At 59.5% G+C, this 19,042-nt stretch carries 15 protein-coding genes; 6 read left to right on the forward strand and 9 right to left on the reverse strand.

What is annotated here, in order from left to right; genetic code table 11:
* Positions 1–24: 24 nt before the first annotated feature.
* A complete protein-coding gene (locus GRI69_RS10050) occupies positions 25–2,532 on the reverse strand; it encodes a penicillin-binding protein 1A (RefSeq protein ID WP_160728143.1) in 2,508 nt (835 codons plus the stop codon).
* Between the two features lie 63 nt (positions 2,533–2,595).
* Entirely contained in the window at positions 2,596–3,459 is an 864-nt protein-coding gene (locus tag GRI69_RS10055) for an N-acetylmuramoyl-L-alanine amidase family protein (protein ID WP_160728144.1), read from the reverse strand.
* A 438-nt stretch (positions 3,460–3,897) separates the two neighbouring features.
* Between GRI69_RS10055 and GRI69_RS10060 the strand changes: the two genes are divergently transcribed.
* On the forward strand, positions 3,898–6,600 hold the full coding sequence (locus GRI69_RS10060; protein WP_160728145.1) for an Rne/Rng family ribonuclease: 2,703 nt from the start codon (positions 3,898–3,900) through the stop codon (positions 6,598–6,600).
* 56 nt (positions 6,601–6,656) lie between these two features.
* On the opposite strand, the gene GRI69_RS10065 is transcribed toward GRI69_RS10060, so the two are convergent.
* The 3 genes from GRI69_RS10065 to GRI69_RS10075 all read right to left on the reverse strand — a co-directional run bounded on the left by GRI69_RS10065 (position 6,657) and on the right by GRI69_RS10075 (position 9,419).
* Complete coding sequence (locus tag GRI69_RS10065; protein WP_337191053.1) at positions 6,657–7,190, reverse strand: class I SAM-dependent methyltransferase; 534 nt, start codon at positions 7,188–7,190, stop codon at positions 6,657–6,659.
* Positions 7,191–7,335: 145 nt separating this feature from the next.
* Positions 7,336–8,106, reverse strand: coding sequence for a nucleotidyltransferase family protein (locus GRI69_RS10070; protein ID WP_160728147.1), 771 nt, complete (start codon positions 8,104–8,106; stop codon positions 7,336–7,338).
* Positions 8,103–9,419 carry a lipopolysaccharide biosynthesis protein gene (locus GRI69_RS10075; RefSeq protein WP_237453035.1) on the reverse strand — a complete coding sequence of 439 codons (1,317 nt, stop codon included), beginning with the start codon at positions 9,417–9,419 and terminating at the stop codon, positions 8,103–8,105. Before GRI69_RS10075 ends, GRI69_RS10070 begins: the two co-directional genes overlap by 4 nt.
* 172 nt (positions 9,420–9,591) lie before the next feature.
* Here GRI69_RS10075 and GRI69_RS10080 point away from each other — a divergent pair, with 172 nt between their 5' ends.
* The gene (locus GRI69_RS10080) at positions 9,592–10,764 is read left to right on the forward strand and encodes a hypothetical protein (protein ID WP_160728149.1); all 1,173 of its coding nucleotides are present in this window, start codon (positions 9,592–9,594) and stop codon (positions 10,762–10,764) included.
* A gap of 3 nt (positions 10,765–10,767) precedes the next feature.
* Positions 10,768–11,856, forward strand: a complete 1,089-nt coding sequence (locus tag GRI69_RS10085; RefSeq protein ID WP_160728150.1) for a glycosyltransferase family 4 protein — start codon at positions 10,768–10,770, stop codon at positions 11,854–11,856.
* Here the strand turns inward: GRI69_RS10085 and GRI69_RS10090 are convergent.
* Positions 11,853–12,497 (reverse strand): HAD family hydrolase, encoded by a 645-nt coding sequence (locus GRI69_RS10090; RefSeq protein WP_160728151.1) that lies wholly within the window; start codon positions 12,495–12,497, stop codon positions 11,853–11,855. The genes GRI69_RS10085 and GRI69_RS10090 overlap by 4 nt on opposite strands.
* 119 nt (positions 12,498–12,616) lie before the next feature.
* On the opposite strand from GRI69_RS10090, the gene GRI69_RS10095 reads away from it, so the two are divergent.
* Genes GRI69_RS10095 through zapE form a run of 3 tightly spaced genes read left to right on the forward strand, consistent with a single transcriptional unit; the run spans position 12,617 to position 14,968 of the window.
* On the forward strand, positions 12,617–13,399 hold the full coding sequence (locus GRI69_RS10095; protein ID WP_160728152.1) for a succinate dehydrogenase iron-sulfur subunit: 783 nt from the start codon (positions 12,617–12,619) through the stop codon (positions 13,397–13,399).
* A complete protein-coding gene (locus GRI69_RS10100) occupies positions 13,383–13,859 on the forward strand; it encodes a PaaI family thioesterase (protein ID WP_237453036.1) in 477 nt (158 codons plus the stop codon). The genes GRI69_RS10095 and GRI69_RS10100 overlap by 17 nt, the downstream gene beginning before the upstream one ends.
* Positions 13,856–14,968: a cell division protein ZapE gene (gene zapE / locus GRI69_RS10105; protein ID WP_160728153.1), complete on the forward strand. Its 1,113-nt coding sequence runs from the start codon at positions 13,856–13,858 to the stop codon at positions 14,966–14,968. Before GRI69_RS10100 ends, zapE begins: the two co-directional genes overlap by 4 nt.
* Here the strand turns inward: zapE and GRI69_RS10110 are convergent, their stop codons facing one another.
* The 3 genes from GRI69_RS10110 to GRI69_RS10120 all read right to left on the reverse strand — a co-directional run bounded on the left by GRI69_RS10110 (position 14,969) and on the right by GRI69_RS10120 (position 19,014).
* Positions 14,969–16,177: an ExeA family protein gene (locus tag GRI69_RS10110; RefSeq protein ID WP_160728154.1), complete on the reverse strand. Its 1,209-nt coding sequence runs from the start codon at positions 16,175–16,177 to the stop codon at positions 14,969–14,971.
* A gap of 87 nt (positions 16,178–16,264) precedes the next feature.
* Positions 16,265–17,491 carry a pyridoxal-dependent decarboxylase, exosortase A system-associated gene (locus GRI69_RS10115; RefSeq protein ID WP_160728155.1) on the reverse strand — a complete coding sequence of 409 codons (1,227 nt, stop codon included), beginning with the start codon at positions 17,489–17,491 and terminating at the stop codon, positions 16,265–16,267.
* Positions 17,488–19,014, reverse strand: coding sequence for an acyl-CoA ligase (AMP-forming), exosortase A system-associated (locus GRI69_RS10120; RefSeq protein WP_160728156.1), 1,527 nt, complete (start codon positions 19,012–19,014; stop codon positions 17,488–17,490). The genes GRI69_RS10115 and GRI69_RS10120 overlap by 4 nt, the downstream gene beginning before the upstream one ends.
* Positions 19,015–19,042: the final 28 nt, after the last annotated feature.

The raw sequence follows: 19,042 nt of genomic DNA on the forward strand, positions 1-19,042 counted from the left end.
TGTAAAGTTTCGCGGAGTGGCGGACTAATAGATGCCGCCTTGGTCCTCAATGAAATCGGAAGGTTGCTCTTCTGCACGCTGCGCACTTCTTGCCCGAACTCCTTCGCGGGCGCGGCGTATCAACTCGAGTATTTCGCTTCGCCGTGCGGCCAATTCGTCCGAACGGGTCGAACGAGCTGGTTCGGTATCGGGCTTGAACGCTTCCCAGATCACCGAGGCCGTAGGCTCGTTGCTGGGCGATCCTTCGAATACGCGCTTGCCGGTCCGCCGATCTATTTTGACCATGCGGATGCCCGGCGGCGCGATGAAGTCGTCCGCCGTCCAGCGCTCTCGCGTTTCCTCGATGAACTGCTTCATGATCGGCGCGGCGGTGTTGCCGCCCTGGACCCACCCACCGAGATTGCGCGGCTGGTCAAAGCCCACATACATTCCCGCGATAATCTCGGGCGTTCCGCCCACGAACCAAGCGTTGGTCGGGCCGTTGGTGGTCCCTGTCTTGCCGAAGAGCGGCAATTCGAGACTGCGCAGACGAACGGCTGTGCCCCGGGTCACGACACCCTGCAACATATGGACCACTTGGAACGCGGTGCGCGGGTCCAGTACCTGCCGCCCGCCCGGTTCGAAGCGGGGCATCGGCTGTCCATCCCACTCGTCCATGTTGCAGGTCACGCATTCGCGATTGTCACTGCGGTAGATGACCTTGCCGTGACGGTCCTGCACGTAATCGATGACCGAGCCCTCGTGCTGTCGGCCCCAGTTGGCCAACGCTGCATAACCGTTCACCATTTTCGCAACGGTTGTGTCGCCTGCTCCGAGCGCGAAAGAATAGTACGGTTCGTAATCTCCCACGCCGAGGCGCTTGATCGTCTCGGTGACGTTTTTCATTCCCGTGTCGTCCGCAATATGGATCGTCATCAGGTTCCGGCTCTGCTCGAGGCCCCAGCGCATGGTGTGCTCACCGCCGCCACCGCCACCGAAATTCCGGAAGCACTTTTCGCCCAAATTCGCACCCTGCCAGACGCAGAATGTCTGGTCCGGGACCATCGTCGCGGGAGTCATCCCGTGGTCGAGAGCTGCAGCATAAACGAACGGCTTGATCGTCGAACCGGGCTGACGCAGCGCCTGGGTAGCGCGGTTGAAGCTGCCTAGGCGGCTGTCGAAACCACCCTGCATGGCGAGAATTCGCCCTGTCTTGGGCGAGGCGGCAAGAAACGCACCGGAAACTTCCGGCACGCCCCGTATCCGGTAGCCGCTGCCGGATTCTTCCACGGCGACGACATCGCCAACTTCGATCGAGGACGGGGCACCCGAAAGATCGTAATCTTCGCCGTTGGTAAGGCCGATCTTGGGCGAAGAGCCGGATTCGGTAACAACACCTACCCGCCAATCCTCGTAATTGATCGAGATGTTGGACGAAAGAAGCTGACCGTGAAGATCGCCATTCTCGGGGTTCAGCGTCGCGATAGCTCCAGTGTACCCACGGTTTCCATGATAGCGGAGAAGTTGCGCGCGCAGGGCATCGCGTGCAGCGTCCTGCAGTTCGACATCGAGCGAAGTACGCACCCACAATCCGCCGGCATAGACGCTGTTCGATCCGTCTTCGGACGTCTCGCCGAATTCATCGATCAACTGCCTGCGAACTTCTTCGAGGAAGTACCCTGCATCTGCCGAGCGTTCGGAGCGTTGCTGGACAAGTCCGAGAGGTTGCCGCTTGGCCGCCGCCGCTTCCGAGGCATTTACGAAGTCGTTTGCGACCATCTGGTCGAGCACGAAATTGCGGCGCTCGATAGCCAGATCCTCGTAGCGTGAACGACCATACCGTTCCGGTGCCTTTGGCAGGATGGCAAGGAAGGCGGTTTCGTGAAGTTCGAGGTCGTCCACGTCCTTATCGAAGTAAGCGCGAGCGGCAGCCTGGACCCCGAAACTTCGGCGCCCAAGCGGAATTTCATTAAGATAAAGCTCAAGGATTTCCTGCTTCGTCAGCACTTGCTCGATACGCTGCGCAAGGATCATTTCCTTGAGCTTCCGGGTGACCGAGTATTCATCCCCGAGCAAAAGGTTCTTCGCGACCTGTTGAGTAATGGTCGAACCACCTACTGCCCGTTCATCCGAACCAAACTTGGTTGCATAATCGACGACGGCATTGAGCGTGCCTGTGAAATCCACCCCACCATGACTGAAGAAGGTCTTGTCCTCTGCAGAGAGAAACGCCTCAATCATCTGCTGGGGGAAATCGACATATTGCAGTTGCACGCGTCTTTCACGCGCGTAGGAATGAACGATCTCCCCGTCCACGCCGCGAACCACGGTGGGCAACGGCGTTTCATATTCGAGAAGCGAATCGGCTTCTGGCAAATTCCGCGCGAGTGAGGCCCATGCGAGCACGAGCAAAATCAAACCGATACCGACGAGATAGGTCAGCACACGCAAGCGGCGGCTGTGATGCCAGTTGTCTCGCATCCAAGCGAGAAAACGTGCGGGATCACCCGTCAGGCGCTGGCGGACATAGTCCAGTTTGGGAATGGCAACCATAATCGGATGCGGCCTTAGCATGCGCATTCTGGACAATACCAGAACAAGAATCTCGACTTGCGATCAATTGTCGTCCTGCCGGACAAAGTAGGCGCGTATCGCACGTGCCATGACGCCTGCGAAAGCCTCTTTCCCCTCTTCTGATGCGAGCCGCATCGCGTCCTCCTCATTCGAGATGAAGCCACTTTCATAGAGCACGGAAGGAACGTCCGGAGCGCGCAGCACCGCAAGCCATGCAGATCGCCGCGCTTGCGGATGAAACTGGATCGCCCCCTCGCCTTCACGCTCGATCAAAGCGGCGAATTCGCGTGATTGTCCCTGTGTGAGGCGCTGCGAAAGTTCTACGAGGATGTCGCTGACTTGTTCATCCTGCTGCGACAGGTCCACACCGCCAAGTACATCGGATGCATTTTCACGCTGGGCGAACAGAGCCGCGGCGCGGCTCGATGCCTCCGGCGAAAGCGTATAAATGCTGGCTCCCGCAACCTCGCCCTGTGCGCCCGCGCTGTCGGCATGGAGCGACAGGAACAGGTCTGCCCCAAGCCGCTGCGCTATGCGATATCTCTCCGTATGAAGGAGGTAGGTGTCGTCATCGCGTGTAAGCGCGACCCGGGCGATATTCCTTGCTTCTAGTTCGGTTCGCAGCGTCTTTGCCAACCCGAGGACCAGATCTTTTTCGACATAGCCGCGGGCCGAGGCACCCGGATCGTGTCCGCCATGTCCCGCGTCTATGACAACCAATGGCAAGTCAGTGTCGCCCTCCACCTCGGGCAAGCCTATCTGGCTGGCTTCGCGTGGCAGTTCGACCCGCGCCACATATCCTGCGCCATGACCCACAATTCCGGTGCCGCGTGCCAGCATCACCAAACCGCCTACGATGATAAGGGGCGAGAGCATAAGTGCAAGAAGCGGGAAACGGCGTTTCATTTCGGGCCAATGGTTAGGGGCTAAGGCATGAACGGCGCAATATAGTTGCCGTGTGATACCCACGGTGCTAGCGAACAAGTACTCGGAAAACCGGTGCCTCCGATCGGCGCGCTACATTCGCGACGAAGAGGGTCACTCCACCGAGGACGCCGTCGCCATTCCGGTCGCGGCATCGAACGAACAGGTTGATGCAGGACACGCTTCTCTCCCTACCGGCCGACAGCATGCAGGCGGTTCACCGTTTTGCAGCGGCGGGGGGACGGACGGCCCGTAAATCGGTCCAGGGCGCCCTAGCAGACACGAATCACCAGCCTCTCGCCAATGCGACTAGCTGGCTTTCCAATGCCGCAAACCCTTCGGGGAAACGCGGATTTTCTACACTAAAGCGCAGCAGGCTCGGCGGGTGTAGCCCGCCCCGCAGCGCATGGAGAATTATTAATGGCAACGCGCATGTTAATCGACGCGCGCCACCCGGAAGAAACCCGGGTGGCGGTCCTCAAGGGAAACCGGATTGAGGAATTCGATTTCGAATCTGCCGACAAGCGGCAGATCAAAGGCAACATCTACCTCGCCAAGGTAACGCGAGTAGAACCTTCACTTCAGGCAGCCTTCGTCGATTTCGGCGGCAACCGGCACGGTTTCCTCGCCTTCAGCGAAATCCATCCTGATTATTACCAGATTCCGAAGGAAGACAGAGAAGCGCTGCTGGCAGCAGAAGCCGAGGTCGCCGAAGAAGAACAGCGCTTGCGCGCCGAGGAAGAAGAACGCGGCGAGATGCCCGGCGACGAGTACGACGCCGATGACGAAAGCTCCGAAGCGCTTGCCGAAGATCTCGCCGAAGACGGCCTCGAAGAAGTAGACACCTCCGACAAGGACGACGTCGCCACGATCGAGGAAGGCCATCTCGACCGGGACGAAGACGACGAGGACGACGAAGAAGAGAACGACGGTCGCTCCAAGGATCGCGGACGCCGCGGTCGCGGACGCCGTCAGGGCAAAGGACGCAGCCGCGCCAAGGAAGTCGACGAAGCGCGCGCGAAGCGCATGGCATTGCGCCGCAAGTACAAGATTCAGGACGTCATCCAGCGCCGCCAGGTTCTGCTGGTGCAGGTCGTGAAGGAAGAGCGCGGCAACAAGGGCGCAGCCCTGACGACGTATCTCAGCCTCGCCGGACGCTATACCGTGCTCATGCCTAACAGCAGCCATGGTGGCGGCATCAGCCGGAAGATCAATTCGGCGAGCGACCGGAAGCGCCTCAAGCAAGTGGTTTCAGATCTCAAGCTGCCGAAGACCATGGGGCTCATTGTGCGAACCGCGGGCCTTTCACGCACCAAGACCGAAATCAAGCGTGACTTTGATTATCTCGCCCGCCTGTGGGACGAAATTCGCGAAAACACGCTTGCATCTGCGGCCCCTGCCCTGATCCATTCGGACAGCGATCTGGTAAAACGGGCCATCCGCGACATTTACAATCGAGAAATCGAGGAAGTCGTGGTCGAGGGCGAAGAGGGCTACAAGTCGGCCAAGGCTTTCATGAAGATGCTCATGCCCAGCCACGCGCGCCGGGTGAAGCAGTATGCCGATCCGGTGCCGTTGTTCCAGCGTTACGGCGCCGAAGACCAGCTCAAGGCGATGTACGATCCGGTGGTCCAGCTAAAATCCGGCGGCTATCTGGTGATCAATCCGACCGAAGCGCTGGTTTCGATCGACATCAACTCGGGGCGCTCCACCAAGGAGCACAATATCGAGCAAACGGCCCTTTCGACTAACCTCGAAGCCGCCAAGGAAATTGCTCGTCAATTGCGTCTCCGTGACATGGCCGGTCTGGTTGTGATCGACTTCATCGATCAGGAGCATCACTCGAACACCCGCAAGGTCGAACGCGCCATGAAGGACGCGCTCAAGAACGACCGCGCGCGTATTCAGGTAGGCCGTATTTCAAGCTTCGGTCTGATGGAAATGAGCCGCCAGCGCCTCCGCACCGGCGTGCTCGAAGCGACTACGCGCGAATGCCCGCACTGCGATGGCACCGGCCTCGTTCGCACCGCGAGTTCGGCAGGCTTGTCGGCGCTACGTTTGATCGAAGAAGAGGCAGCAAAGGGCAAAGGCACGAAGATACGCCTCGCAGCTAGCACGGAAGCTGCAGTCTACCTGCTGAACGAAAAGCGGGCTGAACTGGTCGAGATAGGCGAGCGTTACGGCGTCACTGTCGAAGTCGTGCCAGAAGGTGAAGATGAAGGCGCGAAAATGAGCGTCGCCAGCCACGGTCCCAAGCCCAAGGACGTACCAAAATTCGAAGCCTTGGTTGATGACCACGAAGATGAGGCTGAAGACGACGACGTCGAGGTCGAGGTCGATTCTTCCGAAGAGGACGAGGAAGATGATCGCCAGCGCAACAAGCGGCGCCGCCGCCGTGGCGGTCGCGGACGCAACAAGAATCGCGATCAGAATGACGATCAGGATGAAGCCGACGAACGTCCGGAGGAGAATACTTCCGAGGACAATGACGGCGAGGATAAGCCGAAGAAGCGTCGCCGGCGTGGTGGTCGTCGTCGCGGTGGCCGCGGCCGCGGCAAGGAAGGCTCCAGCGAAGTCGGTTCAGACGATGCCGAGAAGCTGGAAGAGGTTTCCGAACAGGTCGCCAACGACATGGCTGTAGTGGCCGGTCCCGAAGGCGCCCCTGAAACTGCTGAAGCGGCGGCCGACGAAAAGCCCAAGAGGCGCACCTCCAGACGGAAAAAGCCCGTCGAAGAGGATACTTCCGGCGAGGCACCGCCCGAAAGCACGGCCGAGGAAAAGCCGAAGCCGAAACGTACGCGCAAGAAGAAGGTGGAAACCGAAGCGGCGGATATTCCGGCACAGGACGCGCCCAAGCCGAAGCGTACCCGAAAGAAGAAAGCAGAGGTGGAAGCTGATACCAAGTCGGAACTAGCCGAAGCCGCTCCGCCGAAGCCCAAGCGCACTCGCCGCAAGAAGGCTGACGAGACCGCCGAAACTGCGCAGGCTGTAGAAAAGGTGTCACCAGAACAGCCCGCAGCCAAACCTGCCACGACGTCGAAAACCGGAACCGCAAACGACACGGGCCCCGACAGCGATGCCAAACCCAAGCGCGGCTGGTGGCAGCGCACTTTCGGCGAATGATATGATCTGATTGTCCCGACCGGCAAATCAGCCGGTCGGGACAGTATTTCCAGCGGTCAGGCTCCAGCGGGGCGAGCGATGCCCCATTCCATCCAGCCCACCACCCTTGGCGTGTTGTCCAGATATGCCTGACCGAACGGCTCTACTTCGAAACCCGCACCGCGTAAGCTTGCTCCCACGGGTCGCGTAAGGTGGCAGCCGCCAGCCAAGGGCTTCCAAAGAGGCTCTATCCGCTCCTGCAATCGGGCAATTTCGGCATCCGGGGCTCTGCCGTGTTCGAGAAAGAGCAACCTTCCCTGCGGTTTCAATATTCGGCGCAGCTCGCTCAATACCTTTGCCGGATCACCAACCGAGCAAAGCGTATAGGTACACACTGCTGTATCGAAGCTGCTATCCGGAAACGGGATCTCTTCGCCAAATCCTTCACGGATGTCATAGTCCCATCCCACGGCACCCGCTCGCTCGCGCGCATTCTCGAGCAATCTCGCATGCGGATCGATCCCGGCGAATCCAGTGACCCTTGTGCTGTCGTAAAGCGCCTGATTGAGCCCGCCACCACAACCCAGCTCGAAGACTCGTCCCTCGGCCAAAGGGATGATTTCCCGACGCCGCGACTCGATGCCCCTTTGTCCGCACGCAAATGTAATAATTCGCGGCATGATGTGTGCTTCGTAAAGGCGCTTTATCCCCATGCATTCTCCCGCGTGCGATTCGCAGGCAAGCTTATCCCGAAACCTAGTTTTCGGAAGGATCGTTTCGTCGCTCCAGCAGAATTTGCCGCACCGCTTCGAGATCCTCCAATTTGTCGACGTCGACTGCCGCGAGTCCGTCGGTGGCGGATACGAGGGTGGCATTTATCCCAATTCGGTCGCCAAGTCGCGCCACGCCCTCCGACAAGCTCAGCCGGCGAAATAGCATTTGGATGAGTGTCGACACTCCGAGACGGGCGGCGATCCGCCAGGGACGTTTACGATCGGCCTCCACCGTCGCCCAGATATCGATCGCCTTTCCAGCGCGCGGCGTACGGAGGTAAAAGAGATTGCATCCCGACCAATCCCCATCGGAAAACCGGAGATATGTCCGTCTGGCCGAAGGCAATGCGCGTTCAATTGCGGAGCGTTCGGCAAGCATCACGGATAGATCGGCCGTTTCCGGGGTCTTGTCGATTAGCTCGCCGACCCACTCTTTCCGCAACAAAGCGTGATCGGAAGTCGTCACGATCATCGGGGCACCCAGTTCCTTGAAGGCTGCAGCGACGCTCCCACTCGGACCATTTTCAGCCGAGATGGTTGCGACTTGCAAAGCGCGCGCCAGTTCTGCGACAGGCCCCGCATTGCAGCTCACCGATATCCGCTTGATTCCTGCCGCTCGGAGCGCACTTACGACCCGTTCAAGGAGAGTGGACCCGTCCAGCGAAATCAGCGCCTTGTGCGGCACTCCCACAGATTCCGCAAAAGGATCTCCGCCGGGTCTGCTTCCTGCGAGGATGATTGCAGAAGGTGTCATTGCGGGCTTTCCGTGCGCTTCAGATTGCGGAGCACCAGCTTCACCGTCAGGCTCATGACAGCCCACAAAACCGCGAGGCCGATGGCCACTGCGATACCGACGCCGATCGGGCCCAGATGAACCAGCAGGAATATCCCGGCGGCAAGCACAGCAACTGCCAATGCGCGAACCAGCAAGGGATAAAGCGCGTGGCCGGTCGAATAGAGTAACGGCTCATAAGTCACCGAAGCAAGTTCGAACGAAGCTCCGATAGCGAGCGGGATGAGTATGGCGGCGCCGCGAACGTAATCCTCGCCGCCGATCAGAAGAAGGAGTGGCTCACCGAGGAAAACCGCTGCAAGTGTGACGGCCGCACCCCCTATTGCAGCGATAATAGATGTCTGGCGTACCAGCTTGCTGAAATTATCGATGGAATGAGTTGTGCGCGCCATTGCGAATTCGGGAAAAATCGCCCTGGCTAGAAGCGACGAAAGCTTGCCGATGCCCTGCGCTAGCTGGTCAGCCAGTCGATAGAGACCTGCCGCGCTGGTGCCGAGAAAATATCCAACAGCGAGTAGCGGTCCTTGCTTGTAGACAGCATCGAGAGTCGACGAAAAGTATGTCACGCCGAAAAATTGTGGCAAGCTAGGGTTCGTCGACAAGGTTTCGCGGAAATGTCCCAAGTGCTTGTGGTGCAAGGCCTCCGGCACAATGCGCCATGCCACGATCCAGTAAAGCAAGCCGACAATCAGATCGAAGAAGGCCCATGCGAACAGGAAGCGCTCCACCGTAGGTCCGACAGCCAGTATTATGAAAGAGGCGATGAGCCGACCGGCCGGGACCACCGCTTCCACATAGATTCCCAGATCGAAGCGATCCAGCACCCGCACGATCCCGTTCGGTGTTGTCATACGCGACCACAACATGGCGCATGCGAACCAGAAGGCGACGTCGATGTATCTGGCATTCAGCTCGAGTGTCTCGCCAAACCCATAGAAAACCGAAGCAGCAATTATACAGCCAATGACGGCTCCAGCTACGTCGAGCCCGCCGCACAACCAGATAAGGCGTCCAAACCGCGTCCAGTCCTTCTCCTGCACTGATTGGGCCCCGAATTTCACTACCGTCTGCCAAGTCTGGAAGCTGGCCAGGGCCACCAGCGATATTGCCGTCGCGAAGATCAGGGAAAAGTGGCCGAAGTCCTTTAGCCCGAGCGATCGGGAAAGAACGGCCAGATAGGCGATAGAGCAGACAGCTCCAAAGCCCTTCCCGCCCATCAACCATGCGACGTTCTTCAGAATATTCGCCAAACCGTCACGACGGGGGCGGAACATCGGGTCCGTCTCCATGGCAAAGGTCCTCGTGAAAAATCATGAATGGCAGCGGGTTCGAACTTCCGCACGGTAACGTGACAAAACCCCTAGTCGATCAGGCGATATTGGCAAATAGCCGGAATCGGGAAAGGTCTTGCACGAACAGGAACAATGCCTATCCGGTTCCTCCTCGATGGCCCGTGCCCTGTTTCTCTTCAATCACGATGCGGCCCACCAGGTCGCGCATCTTGCCCCGATCGCGGCTGCGACCGCGCGCGAGCATCCCGATATAGAATCGACGGTAGCCTATGCCACCCCGGACATAAGAACTCGGATTGAGCAGCTCATCGATCCCGAGGATGCGCGGCGCATTGTCTGGACAGAACTGAAGCTGGGCATGATTTCGGGAAGGCTTTGCAGAGCTCTCGACCGGATCATCCCAGCTTCGCGCCTCGCCCGGCTTCGCATATACGAACAATTGTTCAGAAATTCGGATGCCGTCATCTCGACGGAGCGGACGTGTTTGAGGGTGCAGAAGAGACTCGGTCCGAACGCCGCGCCACTTTTCATCAGAGTACCTCACGGTACCGGCGATCGGAGCGTGACGTTCCACCCAGATCACCGGCGGTTCGATCTCAGCCTCGTGGCGGGCGCCAAGATGGCGGAGCAACTCGTAGCCAATGGAGTGCATGCCGAACGTATTCGCGTGACGGGCTACTCCAAGTTCGAACGTATCGACCTCTCCGCCAAACCGGATTTCTTCGGGAACGGCAGACCCGCCTTCGTATACAATCCGCACTTCGATCCGCACCTCTCGAGCTGGTATGATGCCGGACCCGAACTGCTAGAATTCTTCGCAAGTCCGGCGGGTCAGGAATTCAACCTGATCTTCGCGCCTCACGTGATGCTTTTCCGAAAGGCGACGCATGTTTCGCCTGAGTATAAAGTAGCGAGGCGTCGACCGGACGTCCCGGAAGCGGCTCGTTCTGCAGAGAATATCTTGATCGATACCGACGGTCCCAAGCTCTTCGACATGAGCTACATGCTCTCCGCTGATGGATATATCGGGGATGCATCAAGTCAGATTTACGAGTTTCTCGCTCGTCCCAGACCGGCATTTCTCCTCGATCCGAACGACGCACTTACGGGACAGGGTGAACGGGACCTCCCTTTCCTTGGAACAGGACCAGTCGCTCGAACTCCTGCGGAACTTGTGGGGTTTCTGGAGCGGTGGAATGAAATCGGCGATCAGTACCGCGCAAGGCAGCAACAGATCATCGATCACACATTTTCTTTGACCGATACTCCGCCATCGGTTCGCGCAGCAAACGCGATTGCAGATGCCATTCGGCACCGAACGAGTTAGCAGATGCGGATTGCCTACATCATAAACTCGATGGAGGGTGGAGGCGCGCAGTCTCCCCTTCCCCGAATTGTCGAAGCACTGGAAAAGGCTGGTGCAGAAGTGCGCGTATTTGCATTGTTGCGCAGGAACGGGCTCGCACTTCCGCGCTTGCTTGCAAAGGGTGTGGTCCCCGTGGTTCGCGAAGGCAGCGAAACCGACCACTTCAGGGCGCTTGCGTGGATCATCGACCAGTCGCGAGCCTGGGGAGCGGACGCGCTCTGGACGTCGCTGACCCGAGCCACCCTGCTTGGTCAGATCGCGGCGAAGCGGTTGAACATCCCCGTGGTCAGCTGGCAGCACAATGCATACCTCAAGCCGTGGAACGAGCGGCTTTTACGGTGGCGCGCAACGGCCGCAGACTTATGGGTCGCTGACAGTGCCCAAGTTGCCGAACTCACGCGCGAACGACTTGGCGTCTCCAACGAGAACCTCATCACATGGCCAATCTTCGCGGCCGATCCGGAGGTCCATCAAGCGGCAGAATGGCAACCGGGCCAAAGGCTGGAAATTGGGAGCCTAGGCAGGCTTCATCCCGCAAAGGGCTATGATCTTCTGATCGATGCCTTGGCCTTGCTCGACCAGCGCGGCTTTAGGCCCAGCTTTCCGCTTCGAATTTCGATCGGAGGCATAGGTGCCGAAGAAGCGGCGCTGAAGGCGCGTGCACGAACCGTATCAGTCGACATAGAATTCGCGGGTTTCATCGAGAATCCTACGGAATTCTTGGCTCGGCAACACCTCTATGTCCAGCCATCCCGCCGGGAAGGATTTTGCATTGCCGCGCATGAAGCGATGCAGGCCGGATTGCCTGTAGTCGCGGCAGAAACAGGGGAAATGCCCTACACCATCAACAGCCGGGACGTCGGACTCACTTTCCCCGTCGGAGACGTAACGGAGTTGGCTCAAGCGCTCGAAGATGTCTTGTCCCGACCCGAGAGATTGGCGGCAATTGGACAGAATGCCCGAGACCGAGTGCTGGAGAAGTTTTCGCAAGAGCGCTTCGACGCGGTTGCAGCAAAAATTGTCGGTCGCCTGAGCGTTTTGGTAGCGAGTTAAAGGCTCCCATCGATTACATGCCAGCCTAGGGATTCCGCACGCTTGCGCTTCTTGCCGCTTTGCGTGACGAAAACCGCATCGTCCGCCTCCTGAAGTAGCGGAGCATCCGCGAAGCTGTCGCTCACGAAGCGCGTGCGATATCCGGGCGGCTTGTCTTCGAGCCAGAGCGCAACGCGCTTGCGCTTTTCCTCTCCATAGCAGTTTCCCCCCGGGATCCTTGCGCCGTCCCATCCGGTCGCGATGACATCGTCAATGCCCAGCTTTTCGGCGAAGGCGCGAGCATAGAATTCGAAAGCGGCGGTCGCGATGACGAGATGTGCGCCTTCCTTTCGGTCGGCTTCGAGCATGGCAATTACACCCTCCACCCATCCGCATTTGCGGAGATGATGGGTCGCGAATTCCCGCCCTGCGCGTTCCAAAGCGCAGATCGGCTGCCGGCCAAGCATCAAACGCATGCCCACGGTCTTCAGCCTGGTGCGATCGTAGAAACCGATCCGGTATCCGATCATCATCGCGATCCAGACCGGAAAGAGCGGCAAGCGCCCGGGTGCCAGACTTCGCGCGGCAAATAGAAGGAACGGTGTGAATGTAGCTCGCCGCACCAGCGTCTTGTCGAGATCGTAGATCGCCACCTTCATCATGCCGCTCCGTCGCATCTCGGCGATGTCGCTGCAAGACGGTCTAATCCTCGTTCCGCCCCTTGCGCCATGCGTATCAATCACTAGAGAGAACCCACACGCAGACAGGATCGATAAAATCAATGGCGACCTTCACTCTCCCGAAGAACTCCAAGATCAACGGCAAGGGCCGTACTCACAAGTCGGACGGTGCGGGCCGGGTGAAGAAATTCAAGGTCTATCGCTACGATCCGGATACGGGCGAAAATCCTCGCTACGACACGTTCGAGATCGACCTCGACGCCTGCGGCCCGATGGTTCTCGATGCGTTGTTCAAGATCAAGAATGAGCTCGACCCGACGCTGACCTTCCGCCGTTCCTGCCGCGAGGGTATTTGCGGGTCGTGTTCCATGAACATGAACGGCAAGAACGGTCTTGCCTGCACGACCGCGATCGAGGATCTGAAGGGCGAAATCCGCATCACTCCGCTTCCGCATATGGAAGTGATCAAGGATCTCGTTCCCGATTTCACGCATTTCTACGCGCAGTACGCCAGCATCCGCCCGTGGCTGCAAACCGTCTCGACAACGCCGAGTGGCAAGGAACGTCTCCAGTCGCCCGAGCAGCGCGAGAAGCTAGATGGCCTCTACGAGTGCATCCTCTGCGCTTGCTGTTCGACCGCTTGCCCGAGCTATTGGTGGAACAGTGACAAGTTCCTCGGCCCGGCCATCCTGCTGCAGGCTTATCGTTGGCTTGCCGACAGCCGTGACGAGATGACGGGTGAGCGTCTCGACCAGCTAGAAGACCCGTTCCGTCTGTACCGTTGCCACACCATCATGAACTGTGCGAATGTCTGTCCGAAGGGACTCAGCCCGGCAAAGGCCATCGCCGAAACCAAAAAGATGATGGTTGAACGCGCGATCTGACGTGCTGCCCGACGACGTATTCGAGCATGGTCCCGACCCGGACAACCCGGGCTGGCGGCATTGGAATCTGAAGGACGAAACGCTGTTCAACGGCGCGGTGATGGGGAAGCTCATCACTCGTCTGGATGAAGACGGCCGACATGCGCGGCTGCGCATGTTTCCCGAGCGCCGCCACGAGAATCTGCAAGGCATCATCCATGGCGCGGTTACCCTATCGCTGATCGACATTTCGCTCTTCACGACAATGCATACACTTGGCAGCGGCAATGCCGGGCCGTCGGTAACACTGGAACTATCGACGCAGTTCACCGGAGCGGGCCAGCCCGATCGCCCGCTCGACGCGGTGACGGAAATCGTTCGTGAAACCCGCGGCCTCGTCTTCGTGCGCGGCACGGTCGAGCAGGAGAGCAATGTCGTCGCATCGTTTTCGGGTATCGTGAAGAAGATGCGCCCGAAATGACCGGCATGCTCGCGCGGTACGAGAAGCTGGTCGCAGCGGGAGAGCTTCGTAGCGACCCCGATCAGCGCAGGGCCGCAGAACGTCTCGACCGATTGCAGAAGGACCTGGAGGCCGAAACATCCGGTGGCCTCCTGAGCCAGCTCTTCCGAACGAAGAAGACCCGTCCGCAAGGCGTTTATATGTGGGGCGGCGTTGGGCGGGGAAAATCCATGCTGATGGATCTCTTCGTCGAAACACTCTCTATCGGGGAAAAGCGCCGGGTCCATTTCCACGAGTTCATGCTGGAGGTCGATCGTCTCATCCGAGAGGAGCGAAAGAAGGAAGCAGGAGATCCGATAGCCCCCGTCGCTGCGCGGTTTGCGCGTGACATCCGCTGTCTCGCGTTCGACGAAATGGTGGTGAACAATACCGCCGATGCCGCGATCATGGCGCGCCTGTTCACCGCGCTGATTTGCGACGAAGGCGTGGCGGTCGTCACCACCAGCAATCGTCCGCCTTCCGACCTTTACAAGGATGGGCTCAACCGCTCGCTCTTCCTGCCGTTTATCGAACTGGTCCAGGCCGAGCTGGACGTGATGCCGCTCAATGGGCCTACCGATTACCGGCTCGATCGCCTCGGCGATATCGACACCTGGCACACACCGCTCGGAGACGAAGCCACGGCTCAGGTTCGCGAGGCTTTCTTTCGGTTGACCGATTACAAGCCCGAGGATGCCGAGCATGTCCCCAGCGGGCAGCTCGATCTCGGTGGTGGACGCACGCTGCATGTTCCCAAGAGCCTCAAGGGCGTGGGCGTATTCAGCTTCAAGCGGCTATGCGGGGATAACCGCGGGGCTGCAGATTACCTGGCAATCGCGCATGCCTATCACACGGTCATCGTGGTCGGCGTGCCGCGCCTTTCACCCGAGAACCGCAACGAGGCGATCCGTTTCACCAAGCTGATCGACGCGCTTTACGAGAACCGCGTGAAACTGTTCGTCACGGCCGCAGCGGAGCCCGAAGATCTCTATGTCGCTGGGGACGGAGCGTTCGAATTCGAGAGGACGGTCAGCCGCCTCAAGGAAATGCAGAGCGCCGAGTACATGGCCCGCGGCCACGGGGCGGACTAATCAGGCCGCGTTGCGCGTGGCGCTGTTCTCGAAATAGTCGATCATCATCGTCAGCACGTGTCGCAGCGAGCGCTCCTGTTCGTCGAGCCGCGCCTCGATTGCGGCGAGGCGGTGGAGAGTGTCGCCGTCTTCTGCCGACTGTGAGGCGCGCTGCGACAAGCTGGTAATTTCCTTGCGAACCAAAGCGATCGCCTGATCCCGTTCGGCGAACGCCTGTTCGATAGCCTCGATCTGCGCATCCATGAGCGCGGAATTCTCGGATTGGGGCAAAGCTTCACCTCCATGGGGTTGTTCAGTCGTTTGCAATAGCCCGGAATCGGTCCCCAACTCCTCCGCCTTCCGTGAAGAAGGCTTTTCGCGCTGCGGTGTGTAATCGCCCATCGGAGCCTCCTCGGGTACCTTGCCATTGATCTCGTCGATCACAGTATCGACAAGCGGCAGATCGATAGTCTCGCGCTGTTGCATCGCGCTCTTCATCAGAACGCGAGACATGATACGATTGACCAAACGCGGTATTCCGCGACTTTCCCGGTGAATGCGCTTCCAGACCTCGCCTTCGAAACGCGGCCGAACCTTGTAGCCGACATGTTCGAGCCGGTGCATCACGTAAGGCTCGATCTCACCCGGCTGCATCGCTTCGAGGTGGTGCGAGGCAATGACCCGCTGGCGTAGTTGCTCGAGCTGGTCCCATTCGGCGAGCAGCTGCCTGAATTCCGGTTGGCCGAGCAGGAGCATCTGGAGCAAAGGCTTCGCGCCGAGATGGAAGTTGGAGAGCATGCGCAACTCTTCGAGCGCGCCGATGGTGAGGTTCTGAGCCTCATCGACAACCAGCAGCACCTTGCGCCCTGCCCGCGCCTCGTCCTGCAGGAACAGTTCGATGGCGGAAAGTGCGCCAGCCTTGTCGCTATGGTCGACCTCGAGACCGAAGCTGTGCGCAGCCATCGTGATCATCTCTTCGCTGCCAAGCGCGCTGGTGACCACCTCGCCCACGGTCACGCTGTTCCAGTCCAGGCGATTTCGCAGGTGTCCGACAAGCGTCGATTTGCCCGCCCCCACTTCGCCGGTGATGACGATGAAGCCTTCCCCTTGGGCAAGGCCATAGCCGAGATAGCTGAGCGCCTTCTTGTGCGTCACGCTTTCGAAATAGAACGAAGGATCCGGCGTGAGCTGGAAAGGCCGCTCGCTGAAACCGTAGAAATCCTCGTACATATGTCGCTCTTGTGGTCCTGATCCTGCCGCGCGGGCGCCTGTGCGACCCTTAACCCTCAAATATGGTTAAAGTGTTTAAAGCGCGTCCTATACCAGTATTTCCGCCGCAGGCCCGTGCCCGAGAAAGGCGGAGGGAGACGCGCTGGCGCCATAGGCTCCCGCGCAGAACACTGCGACGATGTCGCCTACTTCTGCGCGGGGTAGGTGCGCCTTGTCGGCAAGCCGGTCCAGCGGCGTACACAGACATCCCACGACATTGGCGACTTCGTGCGGTTCGGCGCCGAAACGTGATGCTATCGCAAGCGGATAATTGCGCCGAACCACCGTCCCGAAATTTCCCGAAGCCGCAAGCTGGTGATGCAGGCCGCCATCGGTGATCAGATATGTCTCGCCGTGGCTCTGCTTCCTGTCGACAATCCGGGTCAGATAAACGCCCGCCTCACCCACAATATAGCGGCCGAGTTCGATGTAGAGTTCCGCGCGGGCCAATGTTTCCGGAAGGCTCTCCAAGCGGTCCGCCAGTGCCGAACCGACACGACCGATATCCAGCGGCGTGTCGCCGTGAAAATAGGGAATACCGAAGCCGCCGCCCATGTTGAGCTTGGGTAGCTCAAGTCCCGCCTTTCTGGTGATCCGGTGGGCCAGATCCAGCGTGTTCGCCTGGGCTTCGATGACTGCACCAGCGTCCAGTGCCTGACTCCCGGTGAAGATATGCAGCCCGCGCCACTCGCAGTTCCCGGCTACGATCTCGCGTGCAAGAGCCGGAACCCGTTCCGCATCCACGCCGAAGGGTTTTGGCCCGCCGCCCATCTTCATGCCCGATCCCTTGAGCTCGAAGTCGGGATTCACGCGGATGGCGAGACGCGGTGGGATGCCCAACTTTTCACCGATGGCGAGCGCGCGGTGGGCCTCATTCTCGCTTTCGAGATTGAGCGTGACGCCGGCAGAAATTGCGGCCTCCAGTTCTTCGTCGCGCTTGCCCGGTCCTGCGAAACTCATGCGTTCGCCACTCACGCCTGCCGCCCGAACTATCTCCAGTTCGCCACCCGAGGCGATATCGAGACCGTCGACCAGACTGGCGACATGCTCCAGCAACGGCGGGAAGCTGTTCGCCTTGATCGCGTAATTGATCCGCAATCGCTCAGGCATTGCTTCGCGCAGGCTCGCTACGCGATCGCTGATCATCGAGCGGGAGTAGGCGAAGAGAGGGGTCCGACCGGCCATGGCGACCAGTGTGCTCGCCTTCTGCCCCGACACAGCCAGTTCGGCATCGAGTGTTTGAAAGCCTTCAGGAATTGGGCCGACAGGCTTCATGCCTCGAGCTCCTTTGCGAGCGCTGCCCGATCGATCTTGCCATTAGGGTTCAAAGGCATGGACTCACGCCAGTGGATGACCTGCGGCTGCATGAAATTGGGAAGTTCTCGCGCCAACTGCTTCTTCAATTCGTCCAAGCCTTTGTTATTCCCGCGCACCACCAGATGGATCGCTTGTCCTAGCTTCTTGTCGGCCACGCCCAACGCAACCACTTCGCTGACCAGTCCTGTCGCCAAAGCGGCACTTTCGATTTCCTGCGGGCTGATCCGGTTGCCCAAACTCTTGATCATCGCGTCTCGCCGACCGACGAAATAGAGCAAACCATTCTCGTCCATCTTCACCCGGTCACCAGACCAGACGGCAGTCCCCCCGTACCGCGATGCCGCGGGGGCTGGCTTGAAGCGCTCCGCCGTCCGTTCGGCATCTCGCCAATATCCTTGAGCGACCAGCGGGCCGCAATGAACCAGTTCACCCTCTTCGCCCGGTTTACACAGGGCCCCTTCGTCATTCACGACGAGAATCTCGGCGAAGGGAATGGCCTTGCCCATCGAAGTCGAGTTAGCCCCGACAAGGTTTGGATCGAGGAAGGTCGAGCGGAAGGCTTCTGTCAGACCATACATTGGAAAAATATGGGTTTCCGGGAAGATGGAGCGCAATGCTGAGATCAGATCCACCGTCAGCGCACCGCCACTATTGGTCACACGGCGCATGGACGCCACTGCGGATTCGGGCCAATCCGCTTCGACAAGCTGCACCCACAACGGCGGGACTGCGGCCAGTGTCGTCACCGCGAACCTTGCGCAGGCTTTCGGCACATCCCGCGGGAACAGGTAGTCGAGCGGGGCCACATTCCCTCCAGCATACCAGGTCGATAACAGCTGGCTCTGCCCATAGTCGAAACTGAATGGCAACACTGCCAGTGTAACGTCGTCTTTCTCCAGCCCGAGGTAGTGCGCCACCGACACCGCCCCCAGCCACATGTTGGCATGGGTCAGCATCACGCCCTTGGGCTTACCGGTCGATCCGCTGGTGTAGAGGATTGCGGCGAGCTCCTGCGGATCGCGGTCGGAAGGCGCCTGACTGACGCCCGCAAGCTCTGCCTCCTGCCATGCGGAAGCCTCTTCAACCGTGGCGCATCCATTTGGAATGTCGCCTTCTTCCAGAGAGTTGATTCGTGAAGCTGTTGCAATCAGTGAGGTCGCGCCACTGTCCGCCATGATATGTCCGACCTGTGCCCGCTTGAGCAGCGGATTGATCGGAACGTGCACCAGTCCCGCCCGCGCAGCGGCCAGCGGCAGAAGACACGTCAGTTCACCTTTCGCTGCCCAACTGGCAACTCGGTCGCCCTCCTCCAACCGGGTGGCGAGCCAACCAGCTAGAAGCGCAACCCTCTCTGCCAGTTCGCGGTGGCTGAGCGTGCGGTCTTTCAGGACCACGGCCGGACTGTCGGGTTCACCCCGCTCTGCGATATGGTCCAGTGGGTACGGAACCGGGTCGGGAATGCTGGCGTCGGGTAGGGACATCGTGGATCGCTATCACGCGATAGACCGC

Origin of the sequence: Qipengyuania vulgaris (assembly GCF_009827325.1) — a bacterium.
Taxonomy (GTDB): domain Bacteria; phylum Pseudomonadota; class Alphaproteobacteria; order Sphingomonadales; family Sphingomonadaceae; genus Qipengyuania; species Qipengyuania vulgaris.